Source organism: Gordonia sp. VNK1 (genome assembly GCF_040049135.1).
Lineage (GTDB): Bacteria > Actinomycetota > Actinomycetes > Mycobacteriales > Mycobacteriaceae > Gordonia > Gordonia oleivorans.
This window is the reverse complement of record NZ_JBDZDJ010000021.1, coordinates 64,425-85,509: the sequence shown is the minus strand read 5'-3', so window position 1 is coordinate 85,509 and position 21,085 is coordinate 64,425. Positions and strand designations below refer to the sequence as shown.

At 66.9% G+C, this 21,085-nt stretch carries 17 protein-coding genes and 2 pseudogenes; 9 read left to right on the top strand and 10 right to left on the bottom strand.

What is annotated here, in order from left to right; all coding sequences use genetic code 11:
* Positions 1-127 precede the first annotated feature (127 nt).
* Complete coding sequence (locus ABLE94_RS21015) at positions 128-748, bottom strand: TetR/AcrR family transcriptional regulator (RefSeq protein ID WP_348806848.1); 621 nt, start codon at positions 746-748, stop codon at positions 128-130.
* 640 nt (positions 749-1,388) lie between these two features.
* Between ABLE94_RS21015 and ABLE94_RS21010 the strand changes: the two are divergent.
* The 3 genes and pseudogenes from ABLE94_RS21010 to ABLE94_RS21000 all read left to right on the top strand — a co-directional run.
* Positions 1,389-1,535, top strand: a pseudogene (locus tag ABLE94_RS21010) (X-Pro dipeptidyl-peptidase domain-containing protein); the annotation flags it as partial.
* A gap of 77 nt (positions 1,536-1,612) precedes the next feature.
* Positions 1,613-2,083, top strand: coding sequence for a M15 family metallopeptidase (locus tag ABLE94_RS21005; RefSeq protein WP_348806910.1), 471 nt, complete (start codon positions 1,613-1,615; stop codon positions 2,081-2,083).
* Between the two features lie 57 nt (positions 2,084-2,140).
* Positions 2,141-2,695: a hypothetical protein gene (locus ABLE94_RS21000; protein ID WP_348806850.1), complete on the top strand. Its 555-nt coding sequence runs from the start codon at positions 2,141-2,143 to the stop codon at positions 2,693-2,695.
* Positions 2,696-2,787: 92 nt separating this feature from the next.
* Here the strand turns inward: ABLE94_RS21000 and ABLE94_RS20995 are convergent, their stop codons facing one another.
* From ABLE94_RS20995 to ABLE94_RS20985, 3 genes are all read right to left on the bottom strand, one after another.
* Positions 2,788-5,025: an NADP-dependent isocitrate dehydrogenase gene (locus ABLE94_RS20995; protein ID WP_348809750.1), complete on the bottom strand. Its 2,238-nt coding sequence runs from the start codon at positions 5,023-5,025 to the stop codon at positions 2,788-2,790.
* Positions 5,026-5,531: 506 nt separating this feature from the next.
* Positions 5,532-6,653, bottom strand: coding sequence for an NAD(P)/FAD-dependent oxidoreductase (locus ABLE94_RS20990; protein ID WP_348809749.1), 1,122 nt, complete (start codon positions 6,651-6,653; stop codon positions 5,532-5,534).
* Between the two features lie 77 nt (positions 6,654-6,730).
* A complete protein-coding gene (locus ABLE94_RS20985) occupies positions 6,731-6,955 on the bottom strand; it encodes a dodecin (RefSeq protein ID WP_348809748.1) in 225 nt (74 codons plus the stop codon).
* A gap of 145 nt (positions 6,956-7,100) precedes the next feature.
* Here ABLE94_RS20985 and ABLE94_RS20980 point away from each other — a divergent pair, with 145 nt between their 5' ends.
* A complete protein-coding gene (locus ABLE94_RS20980; RefSeq protein ID WP_348809747.1) occupies positions 7,101-8,180 on the top strand; it encodes an NADH:flavin oxidoreductase in 1,080 nt (359 codons plus the stop codon).
* A gap of 35 nt (positions 8,181-8,215) precedes the next feature.
* Here the strand turns inward: ABLE94_RS20980 and ABLE94_RS20975 are convergent, their stop codons facing one another.
* Together ABLE94_RS20975 and ABLE94_RS20970 are read right to left on the bottom strand one after the other, a co-directional pair.
* Entirely contained in the window at positions 8,216-9,184 is a 969-nt protein-coding gene (locus ABLE94_RS20975) for a polysaccharide deacetylase family protein (RefSeq protein ID WP_348809746.1), read from the bottom strand.
* A 61-nt stretch (positions 9,185-9,245) separates the two neighbouring features.
* Complete coding sequence (locus ABLE94_RS20970) at positions 9,246-10,481, bottom strand: methyltransferase domain-containing protein (RefSeq protein ID WP_348809745.1); 1,236 nt, start codon at positions 10,479-10,481, stop codon at positions 9,246-9,248.
* A 234-nt stretch (positions 10,482-10,715) separates the two neighbouring features.
* Here ABLE94_RS20970 and fadD5 point away from each other — a divergent pair, with 234 nt between their 5' ends.
* Positions 10,716-12,323 carry a fatty-acid--CoA ligase FadD5 gene (fadD5, locus tag ABLE94_RS20965; protein WP_348809744.1) on the top strand — a complete coding sequence of 536 codons (1,608 nt, stop codon included), beginning with the start codon at positions 10,716-10,718 and terminating at the stop codon, positions 12,321-12,323.
* A gap of 83 nt (positions 12,324-12,406) precedes the next feature.
* Here the strand turns inward: fadD5 and ABLE94_RS20960 are convergent, their stop codons facing one another.
* Positions 12,407-13,255, bottom strand: coding sequence for a 3-hydroxybutyryl-CoA dehydrogenase (locus tag ABLE94_RS20960; RefSeq protein WP_348809743.1), 849 nt, complete (start codon positions 13,253-13,255; stop codon positions 12,407-12,409).
* Positions 13,256-13,366: 111 nt separating this feature from the next.
* On the opposite strand from ABLE94_RS20960, the gene ABLE94_RS20955 reads away from it, so the two are divergent.
* From ABLE94_RS20955 to ABLE94_RS20945, 3 genes and pseudogenes are all read left to right on the top strand, one after another.
* Positions 13,367-13,759 (top strand): ArsR/SmtB family transcription factor, encoded by a 393-nt coding sequence (locus tag ABLE94_RS20955; protein WP_348809742.1) that lies wholly within the window; start codon positions 13,367-13,369, stop codon positions 13,757-13,759.
* A gap of 4 nt (positions 13,760-13,763) precedes the next feature.
* Positions 13,764-14,245: pseudogene (locus tag ABLE94_RS20950) on the top strand (SRPBCC family protein).
* Positions 14,246-14,345: 100 nt separating this feature from the next.
* On the top strand, positions 14,346-15,137 hold the full coding sequence (locus ABLE94_RS20945; RefSeq protein WP_348809741.1) for a hydroxymethylpyrimidine/phosphomethylpyrimidine kinase: 792 nt from the start codon (positions 14,346-14,348) through the stop codon (positions 15,135-15,137).
* A 20-nt stretch (positions 15,138-15,157) separates the two neighbouring features.
* Here ABLE94_RS20945 and ABLE94_RS20940 read toward each other — a convergent pair whose 3' ends face one another.
* Entirely contained in the window at positions 15,158-16,330 is a 1,173-nt protein-coding gene (locus ABLE94_RS20940; RefSeq protein ID WP_348806862.1) for an arylsulfotransferase family protein, read from the bottom strand.
* Between the two features lie 146 nt (positions 16,331-16,476).
* Between ABLE94_RS20940 and ABLE94_RS20935 the strand changes: the two genes are divergently transcribed.
* Positions 16,477-17,757, top strand: a complete 1,281-nt coding sequence (locus ABLE94_RS20935) for a benzoate/H(+) symporter BenE family transporter (RefSeq protein ID WP_348809740.1) — start codon at positions 16,477-16,479, stop codon at positions 17,755-17,757.
* An 85-nt stretch (positions 17,758-17,842) separates the two neighbouring features.
* On the opposite strand, the gene ABLE94_RS20930 is transcribed toward ABLE94_RS20935, so the two are convergent.
* Positions 17,843-18,928 carry a T6SS phospholipase effector Tle1-like catalytic domain-containing protein gene (locus ABLE94_RS20930; protein WP_348809739.1) on the bottom strand — a complete coding sequence of 362 codons (1,086 nt, stop codon included), beginning with the start codon at positions 18,926-18,928 and terminating at the stop codon, positions 17,843-17,845.
* Between the two features lie 144 nt (positions 18,929-19,072).
* Positions 19,073-20,782 carry a dihydroxy-acid dehydratase gene (gene ilvD / locus ABLE94_RS20925; RefSeq protein ID WP_348809738.1) on the bottom strand — a complete coding sequence of 570 codons (1,710 nt, stop codon included), beginning with the start codon at positions 20,780-20,782 and terminating at the stop codon, positions 19,073-19,075.
* Between the last annotated feature and the right edge of the window lie 303 nt (positions 20,783-21,085).

The following is a 21,085-nucleotide window of genomic DNA, read 5'->3' as shown; positions in this document are numbered from 1 at the left end:
GCGCCGGAAGGTAGAGATCGGTGGAGATCGGGCCGAATGCCGACAGCGCACCGAGAATCACCAGGACGCGCCTGCCGACACCGGACTCCGACTCGTCCGGATCGTCCCGCACAACCACGGCGGACGTTCAGTCCGCGGCCGGTGCGAGCAGCCGAACCCAACTGTCGACGAGTTCGGTGATCATCTGTTCCTCTTCGAGTTTCCAGTCGGAGCTGCCCCAGTTCTGGGCGACGTAGTCGAGTTCGGCGATGGCCAGGACGCCCCGGAAGTGGCGTTGGTGTTTCTCGAACCGGCCGGCCCGCTCGAGTCCCTCCTCGATGTCGGCCACGGCCTCCTCCATCCACCGTTCGACGATGTCACCGAGATCGGGATCTACCCCGGCCGCCTGCCGGGCGATGCGGATGATCGGCCGGATCTCCGGCCAGATGGTCACGCGTTCACGCATCCACGCCTCGATGCTGTCGCGAGTCCCCGCCGCCACCACCGCGACCAGATCGGTGGCGGTCGACCCGTGGTCATCGGACCGATCGCGCTGCAATGACTCGTTGAGCTGTTCGTCGACGAGGGCACTCATCAGATCGCTGCGGTTGGGGAAGTAGGCATAGAACGTCACCCGAGTGGTGCCGGCCGCCTTGGCGATGTCATCGACCGTGGTGGCTGCGTATCCCTTGGCCTGGAAGGTCTCCAGCGCGGCCGTCAGGAGTCGACGGCGGGTGAGTTGCTTCTGGGCCTCGCGCAGACTGGTCATGGGCATTACTGTATTGGCCCGGTGACCATCGGGGTCCTGGGCACGCGTCCTGCTCAGTCCACCGGCGCGGCCCCGCGAGGACGCGCACAGTCGACGCAGACGCGGAATCGGTGTCCGGGTCCCCGTCGAGACGCTCGGGTTCGCCGACGAAGGGAAGATCACCGACCGCCTTGAGTGACAGCCCGAACTGTTCGGTCCAGAAGTACGGCCGATGCACCAGCGCGGGCGCATCCGCGCCGAGCAGCAACGTCGTCGCGGCCACCTTCGCCTGTTCGATAGCGCTGTTCCACAACGGGATCCCCACCTGGTGACCGGTGGTGTCCAACGAGGAGATGCGCGAACTCGGCGATCTTCGATGCCGGCGAACTCGCCAACGCACTGCGTGACGCGGCGTCCGTCCCGGCCGCGCTGGCGCAGTATCAGGCCGTCCGCAAGCCCGGCACCGATGAGCTGCAACGTATTTCGCGGTCCGGCTGGACCGAGGGTGAACTCAACGACGCCTTCCCGGGTCAGAAGCCGGCAGCACAGTCGACATCCCAGACCGCGGGGGCATGAGCGATGACATTGCATCCCGAGATCGCCAAGGTGCTGGTGAACATGCCGGCACCGCCGCCGGGACGTTGAATCCCACGGCGGCGACGAGCCGCTGGTCGACGACCACAACTCGCTGCTGCCACCGGATGCCTTCCACCTGCCGGTCGGCCGTCCGGTCACCCATAAGGTGTTCCGCGACGCCGCCCACCCCTCGCGGTTGGTGTTGCCGTTCACCACGACCGGCCGAGAGTAGACGGCATACTGGGTCGGGTGTCGTTCTCCCTGATGCCGCCAACTGCCCGTCGCACACCACTGACCGCCCGCCTCGCAATGCTGTCGGCCGTCCTCGGGGCGCTGGCCCTGCTCTGGTCGGGGACCGCGGCCCCGGCACACGCAGAGTCGGGCACCGCCGGCCTCGACCCGGTCCTGGCGACCGCGTACGCGCAGGCCGCCGCGGCCGCACACGACGACGGGGTTCCGCTGCACATCACCTCCGGCGCCCGCACCCGGGCCGAGCAGCAGCAACTGTGGCGGGACGCGATCGGCACCTACGGCAGCCCCGAGGCGGCACGCCGCTGGGTGCTACCGCCGGATGAGTCCACCCACGTCGGCGGTCACGCGATCGACGTCGGGCCGCAGGCCGGGGCGGCCTGGCTCGAGCGCAACGGCAACCGGTGGGGGCTGTGCCGCACATTCGCCAACGAGTGGTGGCACTTCGAGGTCGCGACCATCCCGGGCACGCCATGTCCCCGGATGTGGCCGGACGCGGCTGCCCGCGCCGACGCGCACGGCAGGCACTGACCACGCTTGTTGACCCTGATCGCCCCCGAGTTCGGTGAGATTTGCCACCATGGAGAGATGCCAGAGCTGACGTACGAGGAGTTCGGCCGCCGCTTCTTCGAGGTGGCGGTCACCGAGGACCGCGTGGCCAGCGCATTCTCCACGCTGACGGGTGATTCCTTCGAGGTCGGACCGATCCCGTCGGGCCCCGGCGGTATCGCCAAGGTCCGCGCCCGGGTGCGCATTGACGAACCCCACATCGTGCGTGAGGTCTCCGACGTCATCACCTTTGCCGTCCAGATACCGCTGAGTATCCGATTGCTGGTCGATCTGAAGGTCGATCGCATCCGCTACGACGTCGACGGCTCGGTGGCCCTCGCCCTGACCGCTCGGGCGATCGAGCCATTGGAACTGCACATCGACGTCGCCGAACCACGTCCGCGGGACGTGACAGTGGGTGTGGCGGCCCGCAACCTGCGCGGCGAGATCATCCGGATGGTGGGCCAGGTCGACGACGAGATCCGCCGGTTCATCGCCGCCGACGTCGCCGTGCGCATCAACGATCCGGCCATCACCAAGGCACGCATCATCGACGTCGCCACCGAGCTGGGCCGCGCCTTCGAATCGATGTAGCCCCGCCACACCGACAGCGCCCGAACACGACGAAGGGCCGCCACCGGTGCTTGTCGCATCCGGCGACGACCCCTGATCGTTGTGACCGGCGGTCAGCCGCTGACGGCAGCCAAGGCGTCGTTGAACGTGGCGCTGGGGCGCATCACCTTGTCGGTCAGCTCGAAATCCGGTGCATAGTAGCCACCGATGTCGACGGCACCGCCCTGAGCGTCGTTCAGCTCGGCGACAATGGCGTCCTCGTTCTCGGCGAGCGACTTCGCCAGCGGCGCAAAGTGTTTCGCCAACTCGGCGTCGTCGGTCTGGTTGGCGAGTTCCTGCGCCCAGTACATGGCGAGATAGAACTGGCTTCCGCGGTTGTCGAGCTCACCGGTCGACCGCGACGGACCCTTGCTGTTCTCCAGGAGCTTGCCGGTGGCCGCGTCGAGCGTCTTGGCGAGAATCGTCGCCTTCGCATTGTCATTCTTGCGGCCCAGATCCTCCAGGCTCACCGCCAGCGCGAGGAACTCACCCAGTGAATCCCAGCGCAGGTGATTCTCTTCCAGCAGCTGCTTCACGTGCTTGGGCGCAGACCCACCGGCACCGGTCTCGTAGAGACCACCGCCGGCCATCAACGGCACGATCGACAGCATCTTGGCACTGGTGCCGAGTTCCAGGATGGGGAAGAGGTCGGTGAGGTAGTCACGCAGGATGTTGCCGGTTGCCGAGATGGTGTCCAGACCCCGGATCAGGCGTTCCATCGTGTACCGGATCGCGCGCACCTGCGACATGATCTGGATGTCGAGACCCTCGGTGTCATGATCCTTCAGGTAGGTCCGCACCTTGCCGATCAGCTCGTTCTCGTGCGGGCGGTACGGATCGAGCCAGAACACCACCGGCATGCCGGAATCACGGGAGCGGGTGACCGCGAGCTTCACCCAATCCCGGATCGGGGCGTCCTTGACGATGCACAGACGGAAGATGTCGCCCTCTTCGACATCCTGGGACAGCAGGATCTCGCCGGTGGCCACGTCGACGATGTTGGCGGAACCGGCCTCGGGGATCTCGAAGGTCTTGTCGTGGGAGCCGTACTCCTCGGCCTGCTGCGCCATCAGGCCGACGTTGGGGACCGTTCCCATCGTCGTCGGATCGAAGGCGCCGTTGGTCTTACAGAAGTTGACCATCTCCTGGTAGATCCGCGAGAAGGTGGATTCCGGGTTGACCGCCTTGGTGTCCTTGGGCCGGCCGTCGGCGCCGTACATCTTGCCACCGGCGCGGATCATCGCGGGCATCGACGCGTCGACGATGACATCGCTGGGGGAGTGGAAGTTGGAGATGCCGCGCGCCGAGTCGACCATCGCCAGCTCCGGGCGATGCTCGTGGCACTTGTGCAGGTCGTCGATGATCTCTTCCTTCTTCGACGCCGGCAGCGACTCGATCTTCGCGTACAGATCCGAGAGCCCGTTGTTGACGTTGACGCCGAGTTCGTCGAAGAGGTCACCGTGTTTGGCGAAGGCATCCTTGTAGAAGGTGCGCACGGCGTGGCCGAACACGATCGGGTGACTGACCCGCATCATCGTGGCCTTGACGTGCAGCGAGAACATCACGCCCGTCTTGTAGGCGTCCTCCATCTGCTCCTCGTAGAAGTCGATGAGGGCCTTCTTGCTCATGAACATGGCGTCGATGACGTCGCCGTCGGTGAGCGACACCTTCGGCTTGAGGACGATCGTCTCGCCGCCGGTGGTCACCAGTTCCATCTTGACGTCACGATCACCGTCGACGGTCATCGACTTCTCGCCGTGATAGAAGTCGCCGTGGCGCATGTGCGCGACGTGGGTGCGCGACGCCATCGACCAGTCACCCATCGAATGCGGGTGCTTCCGGGCGTACTCCTTGACCGCCTTCGGGGCGCGTCGATCCGAATTTCCCTCACGCAGAACGGGGTTGACGGCGCTACCCAGACACTTGGTGTAGCGGTCGCGGATCGCCTTCTCCTCGTCGGTCTTCGGGCTGCCCGGGAAGTCGGGGATCTTGTATCCCTTGGCCTGCAGTTCCTTGATCGCGGCCAGCAGCTGCGGCACCGACGCGGAGATGTTCGGCAGCTTGATGATGTTGGTGCTGGGGTCCTGGGTGAGCTTGCCCAGTTCGGCGAGGTTGTCGGGAACCTTCTGCTCGTCGGTGAGGTAGTCGGGGAACTCGGCCAGGATGCGGGCTGCGACGGAGATGTCAGACGTCGCGACGTTGATGTCGGCGGCATCGGCGAACGCTCGGATCACCGGCAGAAAAGCGTGGGTCGCCAGCATGGGCGCTTCGTCGGTCAGCGTGTAGATGATGGTCGGTTTTTCCGCGCTCATAATCCGCCTTACTCTCCAGTCGTGGTCACGCAGCACCGGGATTCGTGTTGTCTCGGCGCTACCAGTATCGCGGTCGCGGCGACATCGTGCGTGTTGATGCGTTGTCTTGCTGTCGCCGCATCCGCGGCCCGCGGGTCGGGGTCCTCTCCGAGCTTACGACCCCGGCTCCGGCCACCGACACGTCACACGGATCTGATCGGGCGACATGGATCACACCACCGGATGGGTTCTTCAGAAGCCGCAATCGCCCGCCCGTCGACGGCGCTCTTGCTCACATGGACGGCGCCCGTCTCCGCGTTCACAGCGCTCGGCGTCTCACTGACAGCGCTCGGCTTCTCATTGACAGCGCTCGATGTTGTGCGCCCAACACCCCAGCACGTTCCAGCCTCACCCCACCAGGCCTCGACACCTCCTCGGCTGGCGCCTCGTCGGGCTCGACCAGCGATTGAGAGAGCGCCGTCAACGTGGGACAGAGCGCCGTCAACGCGGGACACAGCGCTGTCCGACTACGGCCGCAGTCTCGCCGCCACCTCGTCGGCGAGCGCGAGGCTCGACGTCAGTCCGGGCGATTCGATACCGAACAGGTGGACCAGGCCCGGTACCCCGTGATCCGAGGGTCCCCGGACCGCGAAGTCCGCGTCCGGTTCACCGGGACCACTGATCTTGGGGCGGACGCCGGAGTAATCGGGGTGCAGTGCGTCGTCGGGGAGTCCGGGCCAGTACCACCGGATCTCTTCGGTGAATGCATCGACGCGGTGGGGATCGACGGACAAGTCGATGTGCGCGGGATCGACGTCCCCCAGCCACTCGACGTCAGGGCCGAATCGCGCCCGGCCGTCGAGGTCGAGCGTCAGGTGGATACCGAGGCCGCCGGCCACCGGCACCGGGTAGATCAGGTGGGTGAACGGCGCGGTGCCGTGGTCCAGGCCGAAGTAGTTGCCCTTGGCAAAACGGCGCGACGGGATCTGTCCGGGCGGGAACCCGTCCAGTGCGGCGGCGACATCCCACGCCCCCAGCCCGGCGCAGTTGACGAGCGTCGCGCACCGGACCCGGAATGAGTCGCCGAGTTCCACCGTGATCGTCGCGTCGGCGCCGATCTCGCCGGCGACGAGCGGGCTGTGCACGACCACCGACGCTCCGGCGTCCTCGGCGTCGCGGCGCAGCGCCTGCATCAAGCCGTGCCCGTCGACGATGCCCGTCGACGGGGACAGCACCGCCGCGACGGCCGACAGATCCGGTTCCATCTCGGCCAGTTCGGGACCCTCGACGAGACGGAGGTCGGTGACCCCGTTGGCGCGCGCGGCGGCGATGATGCGCTGCAGTTGCGGACGCTCATCCTCGGTGGCGGCCACGATCAACTTGCCGATGCGTCGGTTCGCCACCCCGGCCTCGGCGCAGTAGCGATAGAGCAGTTCGCGACCCGCGACGCATGCACGCGCCTTCAGGCTTCCGGCCGGATAGTGGATCCCGGCGTGGATGACCTCGGAGTTGCGGGAGCTGGTCTGGGTCCCGATGGCGTCCTCGGACTCGACGATCACCACCTCGCGACCGTCGCGCGCCAGTCGCCGCGCCACCGCCAGCCCGACGACGCCGGCGCCGACCACCACGCATTCGACCTCGTCTGTCACCTGATTCCCCTCGGATGCCGCGGCCCGCTCGTCCGCCCGCGGTCAGGATAGCGTCGCGACCTCCGGTCGAGCCGAATTCACGACGCGGCGTCGTCCTCGTCGATCCGGAAGCCCACCTTCAGGGTCACCTGCGTGTGGGCGATGGCGCCGTCGGCGACATGCCCACGGGTACCGACGACTTCGAACCAGTCGACGTTTCGTGTCGTCTTCGTCACGCGCGCAATGGCATTGGCGATCGCCGCATCGGTACCCTCCGCCGATGAACCGACAACTTCGATGACTCGGTATACATGTTCGCTCATACCGCGATTCTGACACCCACCCCATCGCACGCGTGCGGAGTTCGGCCATCCCCGTCCCGCCGGATCCGATGATGGGGCGCCGGGGTGATCCGGCCGATGCGATACAACTGATGAGTCCATCTCCCTGGCACCCAAGGACAGGTCCATGCAGTATCTCGGCTCACCCCTCGAACTCGCCCACGGTCGCGCGTGGCGCAACCGGGTCGCCCTCGCACCGCTGACCAACCTGCAGAGCAATGCCGACGGAACACTGTCCGACGACGAGTACCGCTGGCTGGTGCGCCGCGCCGAGGGTGGCTTCGGTCTGGTGATGACCTGCGCCGCGCACGTCAGTCCCGAGGGACAGACATTCCCCGGCCAACTCGGCATCTGCGACGACGCCCATCTCGACGGTCTGCGACGGCTGGCCACCGGTATCCGGTCGGCGGGGTCGGTGTCGGCGGTGCAGTTGCAGCACGGCGGTCGCCGCGCCGACGCGGAATTGTCCGGTCGGCCGGCGCTCGCACCGTGGGACGACCCGCAACGCGGGGTCACCGCGCTGACCACCGACCAGATCGAACGCGTGATCGCCGACTTCGCCGACGCCGCGGTACGGGCCGAACGGGCAGGCTTCGACGGCGTCGAGATCCACGGCGCCCACGGCTATCTGGTGGCCCAGTTCCTCGACGTCCGGCACAACCACCGCACCGACCGGTACGGAGGCTCGGCGGAGAATCGGTTCCGGATCGTGCACGACATCATCGCCGCGATCCGGGCGGAGACCTCGCCGGATCTGCAACTGGGACTTCGACTCTCGCCGGAGAGGTACGGAATCGTGCTCGACGAGGCCTGCGCGCTGGCCGGTGAGGTCCTGTCCGACCGTCATCTGGACTACCTTGATCTCTCACTGTGGGATGCGTTCAAACGTCCCTACGAGGAGCATCACCAGGACCGCCTCCTGATCGAGCACTTCGTCGACCTCCCACGTGGGTCGACGCGACTCGGCGTGGCCGGCAAGATCCTGGACGCACCGGGTGCACGTGAATGCCTGGAGCGCGGAGCCGATTTCGTGTTGATCGGAACCGGAGCCATCCTGCATCACGACTTTGCCCGCAACGTCGCCGCCGACGACGAGTTCCGGGCGATGGACACCCCGGTGCCCGAGCGTCATCTCGTCAACGAGTCGGTCGGTCCGCGGTTCGTCGACTATCTCGACGACCGGTGGGACGATTTCGTCATCCGCTAGATCCGTTGCCGCAGAACGGACCCCGATGCCGCGAGTCAGAGAACCGTTGCCGCCGAGCGCCCCAGCACACCGTGATCGCGCCGAAGCCACCGACCGAATGCCTCGCCGTCCATGTCCGTGGCATGCAGGCGGGGCAGCGCATGACGATCGTCCGACGATGTCGCCGGGGTCGACACACTTGTACAACCGACGCTGACATCGGTGCCACGCAACAGGTTTCGCGTCGGCGCATCGAAGCGGCCGAAGGGGAAGGCGAACTGGGTGACCGGCGCGTCGGCCAGTTCTGACACCGACCGGTTACCCGCGTCGATCTGGGCGTGCCGGTCCGGCAACGTCAGGTCGGTGAGCGAGACGTGGTCGAGAGTGTGACCACCGAGGGTGATCAACGGATGCCGGGCGAGCTCGGCGAACTGCTCACCGGTCACCGGAAGTCGTGAGCCGACACCGATCTCGGGCTCACCGGCCCACTCCAGGAGGTGGTCGACAGCCGCGTCCTGTTCGTCCGGACTCAGCACGACGATGGCATCCCACAGGGTACGAAAGAGCTGTTGCCGCCGGTTTCTCGGGTCTTCGGCATCGGCACGCCAGCCGGCGTTGTCGGCAACCCCGCCCCAACCGTCCGTCGAGGTGAACGTCTGCGGGCCGGTTCCGAACGGAACCTCGAGGATCTCGGGGAGAATGGCCGGACCGAGGATCGCCCGCTGCAACGCATCCCACCAGAACTCGCGCCTGCGGCCGACGGCGTTGCCCACCACGAAGATCGTCGCGGGTATGTCGTACTTCTCTAGAATCGGCAGTGCGACAAGGAGATTGTCGACGTAGCCGTCGTCGAAGGTCACCGCGAGCCGGGAACCGTCCCGCGTGTAGCCGTCCTCGTCGGCGAAGTCCGCGAGCGGCACCGCCGCACGCGCCTCGGCGAGGACGGCCATCTGATCGTCGAAGTGCTCGGGTGCGATACAGATCGCCCACGGGTCACACGTCTCGGTACAGATGCAGTGATACATCAGAATCCCGCCGCGCGGCCGCAACCGCCGAACTCGGCGCCTTACCGCCTCGGCCGCGGCTCTACTTCTCGACATAGATCACTGTCTCGGTGCCATCGCCCGATTCGACAATGTCCTCGCGGACGGCCATGCCGGCGAAGTGCGCAAGAAGCTCCTCACGCGGCAATTGCAGTGCGGGGATGGCCTTGTCGTTGTCGACGCGCATCTCGCTGTCCCCGAGGGGAACCGACAGCACGATCGCGAGTCGGTCGCCGGGGGAGGCCACCGCGTTGGCGATGATGCGCCGCCACCCCCAGTTGTGTTCGAGCACCCGCGGCAGCAGCACCCGTCCGGAACCCCCGACGTGGTCGGCGATGTCGGCGACGTCGACCTCGCCCCAGTTCTCGATGACCGGAGCAGTGTCGCCCGGATCCGCGTCGACCGAGCCGACGTCGGCGCTGAGGAACTCGGTCGCCGCCTGCAGTGCCGGGTCGTCGTCACCCGAGGCCGCCACCTCGGTGGCGGCTTCGACGGCGGGGGAGAGCACGGCCGGTTGCCGTTGTCCCACATCACCTTTGCGGGCCGCGATGGTGATGATGACCGGATACTCCGGGTCCACCACGTCGAGTTCGCTGCGGCGAAGTTCACGGTCGGCCATGCCGTAGAGAAAGGTGGTGGCCGACAACACGTTTCCGTGTGTTCGGACGTCGACGTTGCCCGGCGGGAAGGCCAGGCCGAACAGCCGGTTCGCCGAGAGTTCGGTGAACGACCAGTACCAGGTGGAGTTCCACACCGGATCGGCGATCTGGCTGATCCCCGGCGCGGTGCACAGCAGGACTCCGCCGGGTTTGAGGATCCGGTAGATCGTCCGGATCGCGGAGGGCAGATCGAAGATCATCTGCAACGTCTGCGTCAGGATGATGCAGTCGTAGGTATTACTCGGCACACTCGGCGCGTCGGTCAGGTCGTCGACGTAGGTGGCGCCGGGTTCATCGACCACGTTCAGCATGTCCGAGCGGGTCACCCCGCGGCCGAACCGCTCGGTGTAGGTGCGTTCCCCGACCTCGAGGACCGCGCCCGTGATGAGGTCGGCGCTGCGTTCCAGGAAGTTCTCGATGTAGTAGCGGTCAACAGGGCGCCCCCGCTCGAAGCCGTACTCGCGACAGATGGGCTGGGTGCGGCGGAGGTCTCCGAATCGCACCTTTCCGACCCGGGGGCGTTGCCGCCGCTCGGCCAGTATCCGGATCACTCGGCGATAGTTGCCCTCACCGAGCACGGACTGCGCCAGAGCACTCCGGTTGCGCTGCAGAACTGTCATGGACCTTCCGATTCGGTCTGCCGGTCACCTACTCGATCACATGATCAAGAAACTGTGTGCCAGGTGCGAGCTTGCTGTCAGTTAGGGTCACCTTATCTCACCGGTTCGCGGTCGCCGATCGGGGCCGCGCGCCGACAACCTTCGCGATCGACCCCCACCGTCACCGCACCCCTCTAATGTGTGAGCCAGGGCACACATCACGGTGTCCGCGTGTCACAGAGTCAGGGGAGTTCATTGACCACCAGCACCCAAACGTCGAGCGATCTGACGACCGAACCACTTCGGTCCCGCCGTAACCACTGGAACAACCAGGTGCACCGGCACGCCTTCATGACACCCGACCGCCCGGCTCTCCGATTCCAGGGTCAGACCACGACGTGGCGCGAACTCGACGAACGCAGTCGGGCCTTCGGCGCCGCGCTCAGCCGCAACGGCGTGCAGTTCGGTGACCGCATCCTGATGGCGCTGCTCAATCGCACCGAGTATGTCGAGGCGGTGCTCGGCGCCAACCTGATCGGCGCCATCCCGGTCCCGGTCAACATCCGGATGAGTCCGGCCGAGGTCGGCTTCCTGGTCACCAACAGCGGCGCCAAGGTGGTGGTCACCGAGACGCTGCTCGCCCCGCTCGCCGCCGCGGTCAACGCATCGATCGGCGGAATCGACACCACCATCGTCGTCGGAGGCAGCGACGATCCCGAGCATCTCGACTACGAGACGCTGCTCGCCGACGGGTCGGCCGACCTGCCCGAGGTCGACGTCCCCGAGGACACCGTCGCGCTCATCATGTACACCTCCGGGACAACCGGAAAACCCAAGGGCGCCATGCTGACCCACCAGAATCTGCAGGCGCAGGCGGTGACCACGATCAGTGCCGCCCAGGACCACACCGACGACGACGTCGCCTCGGTGGTACCGCCCATCTTCCACATCGCCGGTCTGGCGGCCTTCGCACCGGTCTTCTACCGGGGCGTGACCTCGGTGATCCACCCGCTGGGCGCCTTCGACCCCGACGACATGCTCGACACCCTCGAACGCGAGGGTGTCACGTCGGTGTTCATGGTTCCGGCCCAGTGGCAGGCGGTCTGCGCCGCACAACAGACCCGGCCGCGAAACCTGAAGTTGCGCACCATCAGTTGGGGTGCGGCGCCGGCCTCGGACACCGTGCTCAACGCCATGAGCGACAACTTCCCGCAGGCTCTGAACATGACGGCGTTCGGGCAGACCGAGATGTCACCGGTCACCTGCATCCTCGAAGGCAAGGACGCGCTGCGCAAGATCGGATCGATCGGCAAGGTCGTTCCCGCGGTGACCGCACGCATCGTCGATCCAATGATGAACGATGTCAAACAAGGCGAGGTCGGCGAGATCGTCTACCGGGGCCCGAACCTGATGAAGGGGTATTGGGAGAATCCGCAGGCCACCGCGGACGCCTTCCGCGGTGGGTGGTTCCACTCCGGAGACCTGGTGCGCGAGGACGAGGACGGCTTCCTCTACGTCGTCGACCGCGCCAAGGACATGATCATCTCCGGCGGTGAGAACGTCTACTGCGCCGAGGTCGAGAACGTCCTCTACGGCCATCCCCACATCTCCGAAGCCGCGGTGATCGGACGGGCGCATGAGAAGTGGGGAGAGGTACCGGTCGCGGTGGTGGTGTTGGCCGAGGGCATCGAGGATGTGACCCTCGACGCCATCGCCGGCTACCTCGACGAGAACTTGGCCCGTTTCAAACAGCCCAAGGATCTGATCATCGTCGACGAACTTCCCCGCAACGCCGGCGGCAAGGTGGTCAAGCCCCGCCTGCGAGAGAGCTACGGCAGCAAGGACATCGGCCTGAACCACTGACGGCCCGTCGAGTGGGCGCCCATCCCCGTCGAGTGGGCGCCCATTCCCGTCGAGTGGGCACGCCACCCGCCGGGCCGCGGACCTCAGCTGTAGTCGTAGAAGCCCTTGCCGGTCTTCTTGCCGAGGTATCCGGCCTCGACCATGCGGCGCAACAGCGGCGGCGGGGCCAGGTGCGACTCGCGGAACTCGTCGAACAGCGACTCGGCCACATCGAGCACCACGTCGAGGCCGACGGTGTCGCTCAGGGTCAGCGGGCCCATCGGATGCGCGCACCCGTTGACCATCCCGGCGTCGATGTCCTCCTTGGAGGCGTAGCCGCTCTCATACATCCGGATGGCGCTGACCAGATAGGGGATGAGCAGCGCATTGACGACGAATCCGCCGCGGTCACCGGCCGCGATGGTGGTCTTGCCGAGGTGGTCGCGGGCGTAGGCGGTGACGGTCTCGATCGCCTGAGGTGAGCTCGCGAGGCTGGAGATGATCTCGACGAGCGGCATCACCGGCACCGGGTTGAAGAAGTGGACGCCGACCACGCGGGAGGGGTCGGCGACGTCCTTGGCGATCCGGATGATCGGGATCGAGGAGGTGTTGGTCGCCAGGATCGCCTCCGGCGAGGTGACCTTGTCGAGTTCGGCGAAGAACCCGACCTTCAGCGATTCGATCTCGGGCAACGCCTCGATGACCAGTTCACGGTCGGCGAAGTCGGCAACCGAGGTCGTCAGGTGCAGCCGCGACAACGCCTGTGCGGCATCGTCTTCGGTGATCTTCGATTTGCTGACCGCGCGACCGAGTGACTTCTCGATACGACCGCGGGCACCGTCGGCGGCCTCTTGATCGCGTTCGAGGACCAGTACGTCGTCACCCGCCCGGATGGCAACCTCGGCTATTCCCGCGCCCATGGTGCCGCCGCCGACAACTCCGAGCTGTGTCATGTGAATCCTCCAGGTGATCGGTGATCGCTCGTGGTCAGCCTAGGACATCACGCGGAGCGAAGAGCGTCACACCCTTGACAACGTACAACAGATCGGTTGTATATTGGGGAGGTGACCGACACCGACGAGGACAGGGCCGATGCCCTGTTCCACGCGCTGTCCGACCGCACCCGCCGCGACATCCTGCGGCGCGTTCTGGCCGGGGAGCATTCGGTGTCGACACTCGCGGCCGCCTACGACATGAGCTTCGCGGCCGTCCAGAAACACGTGGCGGTCCTGCAACGCGCCGGACTGATCACCAAACGCCGCAGCGGCCGTGAACAACTCGCGTCCGGAGACGTCGACGCCGTGCGCGCCGTCGCCGACATGCTGACCGATCTCGAACACATCTGGCGCGGACGAATCGCCCGCATCGACGACCTGATCGCGGACGAATCACCGCACGCCACCAGCGATCACCGGCAATCACCACAACCGACACCCCCCACATCAGAAGAGGACTGACACCATGCCCGTCACCGACGTCACCCACGACCTCGACACCCGAACCCTCACCATCGCCGCGGAGTTCGCCGCCCCGCCGAGTCGCATCTGGCAGATCTACGCCGATCCGCGTCAGCTCGAAAAGATCTGGGGCCCACCCGAATACCCGGCGACAGTCGTCGATCACGACCTCACCGCAGGTGGCCGCGTTACTACATGACCGGTCCGGACGGTGGAAAGTTCGCCGGATACTGGCTCGTCGACACCGTCGACGAACCCCATGCCCTCACCTTCCGAGACGGATTCGCCAACGAGGACTTCACACCCATCGATTCCCTCCCGCTGTCGCGCAACACCTACACGTTCACCGAACGGGACGGGACCACCGTCGCCACCTACACCAGCACGTTCGACACCGCCGAGGGCCTCCAGAAGGTCTTGGACATGGGCGTCGTCGAGGGATCGACCGGAGCGATCAACCAGATCGACGGATTCATCGCGGCCTGAGCGCGGGCCCGGCGCACCCCGTCGACGGCCCCACGCATACCTCTACGCTGATCGTGGGGAACCATCACGTTCCTCACGATCAGCGCAGAGGAGTGAACCGATGACGACCATCGCGTATGTGATCGCCGGATCCGAGGCGACCGGCGGCGCCGGACTCCAGGCGGACCTGCGGACCTTCGCTCAACTGGGCACCTACGGCGTCGGCACGATCACCTGCATCGTGTCCTTCGATCCGAACAACGGGTGGGCCCACCGATTCGTACCCGTCGACGCATCGGTCATCGCCGACCAGATCGAGGCCGCCACCGTCACCCACGCACCCGATGTGGTGAAGATCGGCATGCTGGGCACGCCCACAACGATCGAGACCGTCGCCGGGGCACTGCGCAGTCGGACGTGGCGTCACGTCGTGGTCGACCCCGTCCTCATCTGCAAGGGGCAGGAACCGGGCGCTGCGCTCGACACCGACAATGCGCTGCGCGAGCAGATCCTGCCGCTGGCGACGGTGGTGACCCCCAACCTGTTCGAGGCCGCGACCCTGGCCGGCATGGACGAGCTGACCACGATCGACGACCTCGCCGAGGCGGCCCGTCGGATCGCCGATCAGGGCCCGCAGACCGTGATCGTCAAGGGTGGAGTCGGCCTGGCCGGCGACGACGCCGTCGACGTCGTGTGGAACGCCGGCGAGATCTCGGTGCTGCGCGCACCCAAGGTCGGCCAGGAGCGGGTGTCGGGAGCCGGATGCGTCTTCGCCGCCGCCACCACCGCCGAACTCGCCAAGGGTGCCGACGTCGTCGATGCGGTCGCCACCGCCAAGCAGTTCACCTATGCCGGGATCGTGAGCCGACTGTCCTCGTCGGCACCGTTCGACGCGGTGTGTCCGCGGCCGTGAGACGAGCCGCACCCGTCGACCTACAACCCCGTCGGGTAGAAGAACGCGCGGTAAGTGGTCAGGGTTCCTGAGAGGTTGGCGTCGTAGACGAGGTGTCCTCGGGCATCGAACTGGGAGATGTGGCCGGTCGTGCCCCAGCCCCCGAACACCGAACCGTCGGCGAGCGTCTGGGCGTTACCCATCGCCCACGCGGTCAGACGCTGCGGATGCTCCCACCGCGACACCAGGCGCACGACGCCGTGCGCGAAGTCCGGTCGCACGGTCAACACCGATGACCCTCCACCGACCGCGGGCACGGCCGCGTGATTGTCGAAGAGACGAATGGACCCGTCCGGCAGGAACTCGGCGTCGTGCTGATTGGCGAAGGTGGCGTTCGCTTCCACCCGAAGGGTGGAGTTGTTGCCGCCGAGCCGCCATCGGACCTGTCCGGTCGTCCCGTCGATCAGGTAGAGCGCCGACGTGTTGCGCGAGGAGATGAGATAGTTGCCCGAGCCGTCCGCGACGATGCTGTTGATGTGGAAGTAATCCAGTCCCTCGCCGGGTACCGGCCAGGGCGTCGTGTTGGCCGCCACCGGCACGTGCGCCAACGAACTCCAGCTGAATTCGGCACGCCCACTGTCGATGTCGATGATGTAGAAGCGAGAATCGATGACCCGCAAGGGAACTCCGTTGACCGAGGTGGCGACCGGCGCATAGCTGGTCACCGCGGCGCGGCCGTCGGCAAGGATGCGGAACTCGTGCAGATCACCGGAGGAACCCGCCGGTGTCCGGATGGTTCGCAGGACGCGGAAGTCGCGGTCGGCGATGTAGTAGCTCCCCGATCCGTGGCCGGGTTTGCTGGTTCCCTGCCACCACGTGTAGACGCGCTGTCCGCCATAGGACTGGATCTGGAAGTTCCCGGCCGATTGGCCGTCGGGGATGACATGCCGGGCCAGTAGTTTCCCGGCACGAGTGCGCACCTGCAGTTCGACCGGGGCGTGCGCCGAGTTGCCACCGACACGGGGGACCGCCGGGTTGTTGAGCAGGTCGTCGGGCGCCAGCAAGATGACCCCCGGCGTGCCCGGCCGCGAATCGAGGTTGACCCGATAAATGTCGGCGGCCGGTGCGGCGTGCACCGGGCCCACGACCACGGTCATCCCCACCACGACCGCACACAGCGCAACGGCCATGCGCCGCAACACAATTCTCATCATCGAGCGTGATGCTATCAAGCCCGGAATCCGGCACATCACGTTTCGGCTCGCACTGGGCGCAACCACTGATCGATGACGCCGATCAATACCACGAATCTCGGTCATTCTCACGCGGCGGCCGCGTCGCTAGCCTCGGGTTCACGCCCATGGTCACATCCCGCAACGCCCACCCCGATCAGCACGCCCCGCACGACGACGGAGGTGTGTACGAACGTCCGCCTCGCCCGCTCCCGACGCCGCGCCGGATCATCGCCGACTTCGGCACGAGTTACGCCACCAACGGCCTGATCGGCCTGATCTTCTCCGCGTCCGGACCGGTCGCCGTCATCCTGGCCGCCGGGGCCGCGGGTCACCTGGATCGGGCCGTGCTGTCGTCGTGGATCTTCGGCGTGTTCGCACTCAACGGTGCGTTGACGATCCTGGCCAGTTGGGTCTACCGCACACCCCTCGCGTTCGCGTGGACCATTCCCGGGACCGTCCTGGTCGGCTCCTCGCTGCAGCATCTGTCGTGGCCCGAGGTTCTGGGCGCCTTCGTGGTGACCAGCGTGCTGATCACCGCGATCGGCCTCACCGGGCAGGTTCGGCGGGTGATGTCGGCGTTGCCGCAACCGATCGTGATGGCCATGGTCGCCGGTGTCTTCATGCAATTCGGCATCAACATCTTCCGGTCGATGGACGACGATCCCGGGATCGCCGTGCCCATCGTCGTGGTGTTCGTGGTGCTGTTGGCCTACCGGCGGCTGGGACGATTCATCCCGCCGATCATCGGCGCACTGGTGGCCGGAGCCCTCGCCGTCGCGGTGAGCGGCCGATTCCATCTCACCGCCGCACCCACCACGTGGTTGGCCACGCCCGCACTGCAGGCTCCGCAGTTCAGCATCCAGGCCTGCCTGGAGTTGGTCATTCCGCTGGCCATCACCGTGATCGTCGTCCAGAACGGGCAGGGCACGGCCGTGCTCGAATCCGCCGGGCACCGCACCCCGGTCAACGTCGTCACCATCGCCTGCGGGGTGTTCTCCGGGTTGGCGGCCGCCGTCGGTGCCGTGTCGAGTTGCCTCGCCGGGCCGACCAACGCGTTGCTGGTCGCGGGTGGTCAGCGCGAACGCCAGTACACCGCGGCGCTGACCTTCGGGATCCTGGCCATCGTCGTCGGCCTCGCCGCACCGCTGTTCGTCGAGCTGATGCTCGCCACGCCTGCGGCGTTCGTGGCGGCGGTCGGCGGACTGGCGCTCCTCGGCGCACTTCAGAATGCGTTTCGCACCGCGTTCTCATCCCAGTGCACCCTGGGTGCGCTGGTCACCCTGCTGGTGACCATCTCCGGCGTCGACCTGCTGAACATCGGTGCGGCGTTCTGGGGTCTGCTCGCCGGACTGCTGGTGGCGTGGGCCGTCGAGCGCGAGGATGTGCGGCCGGCGCGCGCCGGCTGACCCCGACGCAGTACACCTCCGGCGCCCGGTGAGCACCCAGGCATTCCGCGTCAGGGGAGCCCGGCGCGCGCCATCACGAGATCTATCACGCCGCGTCGGCGTCACCGGTCTCGCCGACCGGGGCGCTGCGCACCGTGTCGACGCCCGTCACCGCCTCCGCGACCACCGGCACCATCCGCCGAGGAGCCCGGGTGTCGAGCAACGCGCTCGTGCGTCCGGACAGATCGGGCAGCTGCTTGGGACGGTAGCCGTCGTCGCCGATGATCCGTACCTCCACCGAGTTCGCTACGGCCGCGCGCGGGGCGATGGCGCGGGTGATCCGTCGTCCCCAGTACGCCTTCCACGAGCGCCTCATCGGCACGCACGCGGACTCCCGGGGCAGCGGTGTGCGCTGCCACGTCGACGCCGGGTCGATCTCGACGCCGTGCTGGGTCGCCTTGTCGAGCATCCACCCGAGGGTGATCGCATCCAGTCCGCCGGCCATCTGCCCACCGCCACCGACGTCGCAGTGCACGCCGGCGAACCACACCTGCTCAATGATCTGGTCCTCGCGTCCCCGAGACCACAGGGTCGGTGCGAACTGTTTGCGCCGCTCGTCGATCGCCAACGCGTGGTATCCAGCGTGCACGGCGGGATGTAGCGCGGTGTCGAGGAATCGGTACTTCCCGTCCTGCGAGCCGAAGAACGCACCCGGAATCCCCAAGGTGCCGACCGTATCCCACACGCCGACCATCTCGACGCGAGCGTCGACGAGGTCCGCCGGCCGATCGGCCCATGCTGATTTGCCGTCGCGGGCCCGATAAGCGCGGAAGGCGTTCGCCACCTGATCGGGGGTGGCGAGACCCTCGGGCAGACCGCAATAGGCGATCATCCCGCCGAGACTGCGCGCGGTGTACGCACCGCGGCTGAAACCGAACAGGTAGATCGAGTCGCCCGGCACGAAGCAGTTCGCGATCTTCTCGTAGCCCTCGCGGACGTTCTCCACCAGTCCGGCCCCGAATGCCCCGCCCCGCAACCGCGACAGAAAGCCACCGGCGCGCCCGACGCCCTCGTCGTAGAACGGTTGCTGCGCAGCGGATTTGATCAAGGTCTTGTAGAACCGATAGACGTTGGTGTCGGTCGCCGGACCATTCCAGGTACCGTCGCAGCAGTAGATGATCTTCTTGGCCATGACCGATCCTCGACTTCGGTGGTGTCTGCCGGCGACGTGCTCGTCGTCGTGCGACGAGCCTAGGAGCGTGACCGCAAGCGGCACATGAGTAGTCGACTACTCGATTCGCCGCGCCCCGCCCTCGTCAACGCACCCGGCGACCCCTCAACGACAGACCGCACCCTGCGACGCCGAGGCCACCAGCTTGGTGTACTTGGCCAGCACGCCGCGGGTATACCTCGGCGGCAGTGGAGTGAAATCGACTGCACGGGAGGCGAGTTCGTCGGGATCGACCAGAAGGTCGAGGGTACCCGCGCCGACGTCGAGCCGAATCCGGTCGCCGTCCCGCACGAAGGCGATGGGACCGCCGTCGACCGCCTCGGGGGCGACGTGGCCGACGCAGAGGCCGGTTGTCCCGCCGGAGAATCGTCCGTCGGTCATCAGGAGGACGTCCTTGCCCAGACCCGCCCCCTTGATGGCGCCGGTGATCGCGAGCATCTCGCGCATTCCCGGGCCGCCCTTGGGGCCCTCGTAGCGGATCACCACGACGTCGCCGGCGGCGATGGTGCCGTCCTCGAGCGCATCCATCGCCGATCGCTCCCGGTCGAAAACCCTTGCGGTGCCCTCGAAAACGTCCGAATCGAAGCCGGCCGACTTGACGACCGCACCCTCGGGGGCCAGCGATCCCTTCAGGATGGTGATCCCGCCCGTGGGATGAATCGGGGAGGACAAGGCGCGCAGCACCTTTCCGTCGGGGTCCGGCGGCGCGACCGCGGCCAGGTTCTGCGCCACCGTCTTTCCGGTCACGGTCAGGCAGTCCCCGTGCAGCAGGCCGGCATCGAGCAACGCCTTCATCACCACCGGCACTCCACCGATGCGGTCCACGTCGGTCATCACGTGCCGTCCGAAGGGCTTGACGTCGGCGAGGTGCGGTACCCGGGCGCCGATCCGGGCGAAGTCCTCCAGCGACAACTCGACGTCAGCCTCGTACGCGATCGCCAGCAGGTGCAGCACCGCATTGGTGGACCCGCCGAAGGCCATCACCACCGCGATCGCGTTCTCGAAGGCCTCCCGGGTCATGATGTCGCGGGCGGTGATCCCGCGACGCAACAACTCGACGACGGCCTCGCCGCTGGCGCGGGCATACCCGTCACGTCGACGATCCGGCGCCGGGGGAGCGGCGCTGCCCGGCAGCGACATCCCCATGGCCTCGGCCGCGCTCGCCATCGTGTTGGCCGTGTACATGCCGCCGCATGCACCCTCCCCCGGGCAGATGGAGCGTTCGATGGTGTCCACGTCGTCGCGGCTCATCAGCCCGCGGACGCACGCGCCGACCGCCTCGAAGGCATCGATGATGGTGACCTGGTGTTCCGAGCCGTCCGACAGGGTGGCGAACCCCGGCAGGGTCGATCCCGCGTAGAGGAAGACACTCGCCAGGTCGAGTCGGGCCGCGGCCATCAACATCCCCGGCAGCGACTTGTCGCACCCGGCGAGCAGCACCGATCCGTCGAGGCGTTCGGCGCTCATCACGGTCTCGACGCTGTCGGTGATCACCTCGCGCGACACCAGCGAGAAGTGCATGCCCTCATGACCCATGGAGATGCCGTCGGACACCGAGATGGTGCCGAACTGCAGCGGATACCCGCCGGCGGCGAACACGCCCTCCTTGACCGCGGTGGCCAGCCGGTCCAGGGACAGGTTGCACGGGGTGATCTCGTTCCACGACGACCCGACCCCGACCTGCGGTTTGACCCAGTCGTCGTCGCCCATGCCGACCGCGCGGAGCATGCCGCGTGCGGCGGTCTTCTCCAGTCCGTCGGTGACGTCGCGGCTACGGGGCTTGATGTCGACCTGGTCGTGGGGCTGGTGGCTCATGAAGGCCACCTTAGGCGTGGTGAAACGGCGTCGGGGGATCTTTGCTCCCCGACGACGGCGGCCCTCTCAGCGGTACCGCCACATCCGGCACACGATGACCCCCGGAGGCCGCCTCCACTGTCGCGAGTCGTGCTGTCCGACAACCGAAGTACCGATCCTTCTCCGACAGATCGCCGAGTTGCGCTGCGAGGCAACACCACAGCACCACCCCGGCGTCGATCGCGACCGGTTGAGCTGGGCCAGAACATCATTCACGATCGTGGGAGTTGAATCCGGCGTCAACTCGCCGATCCCATGCGCCAA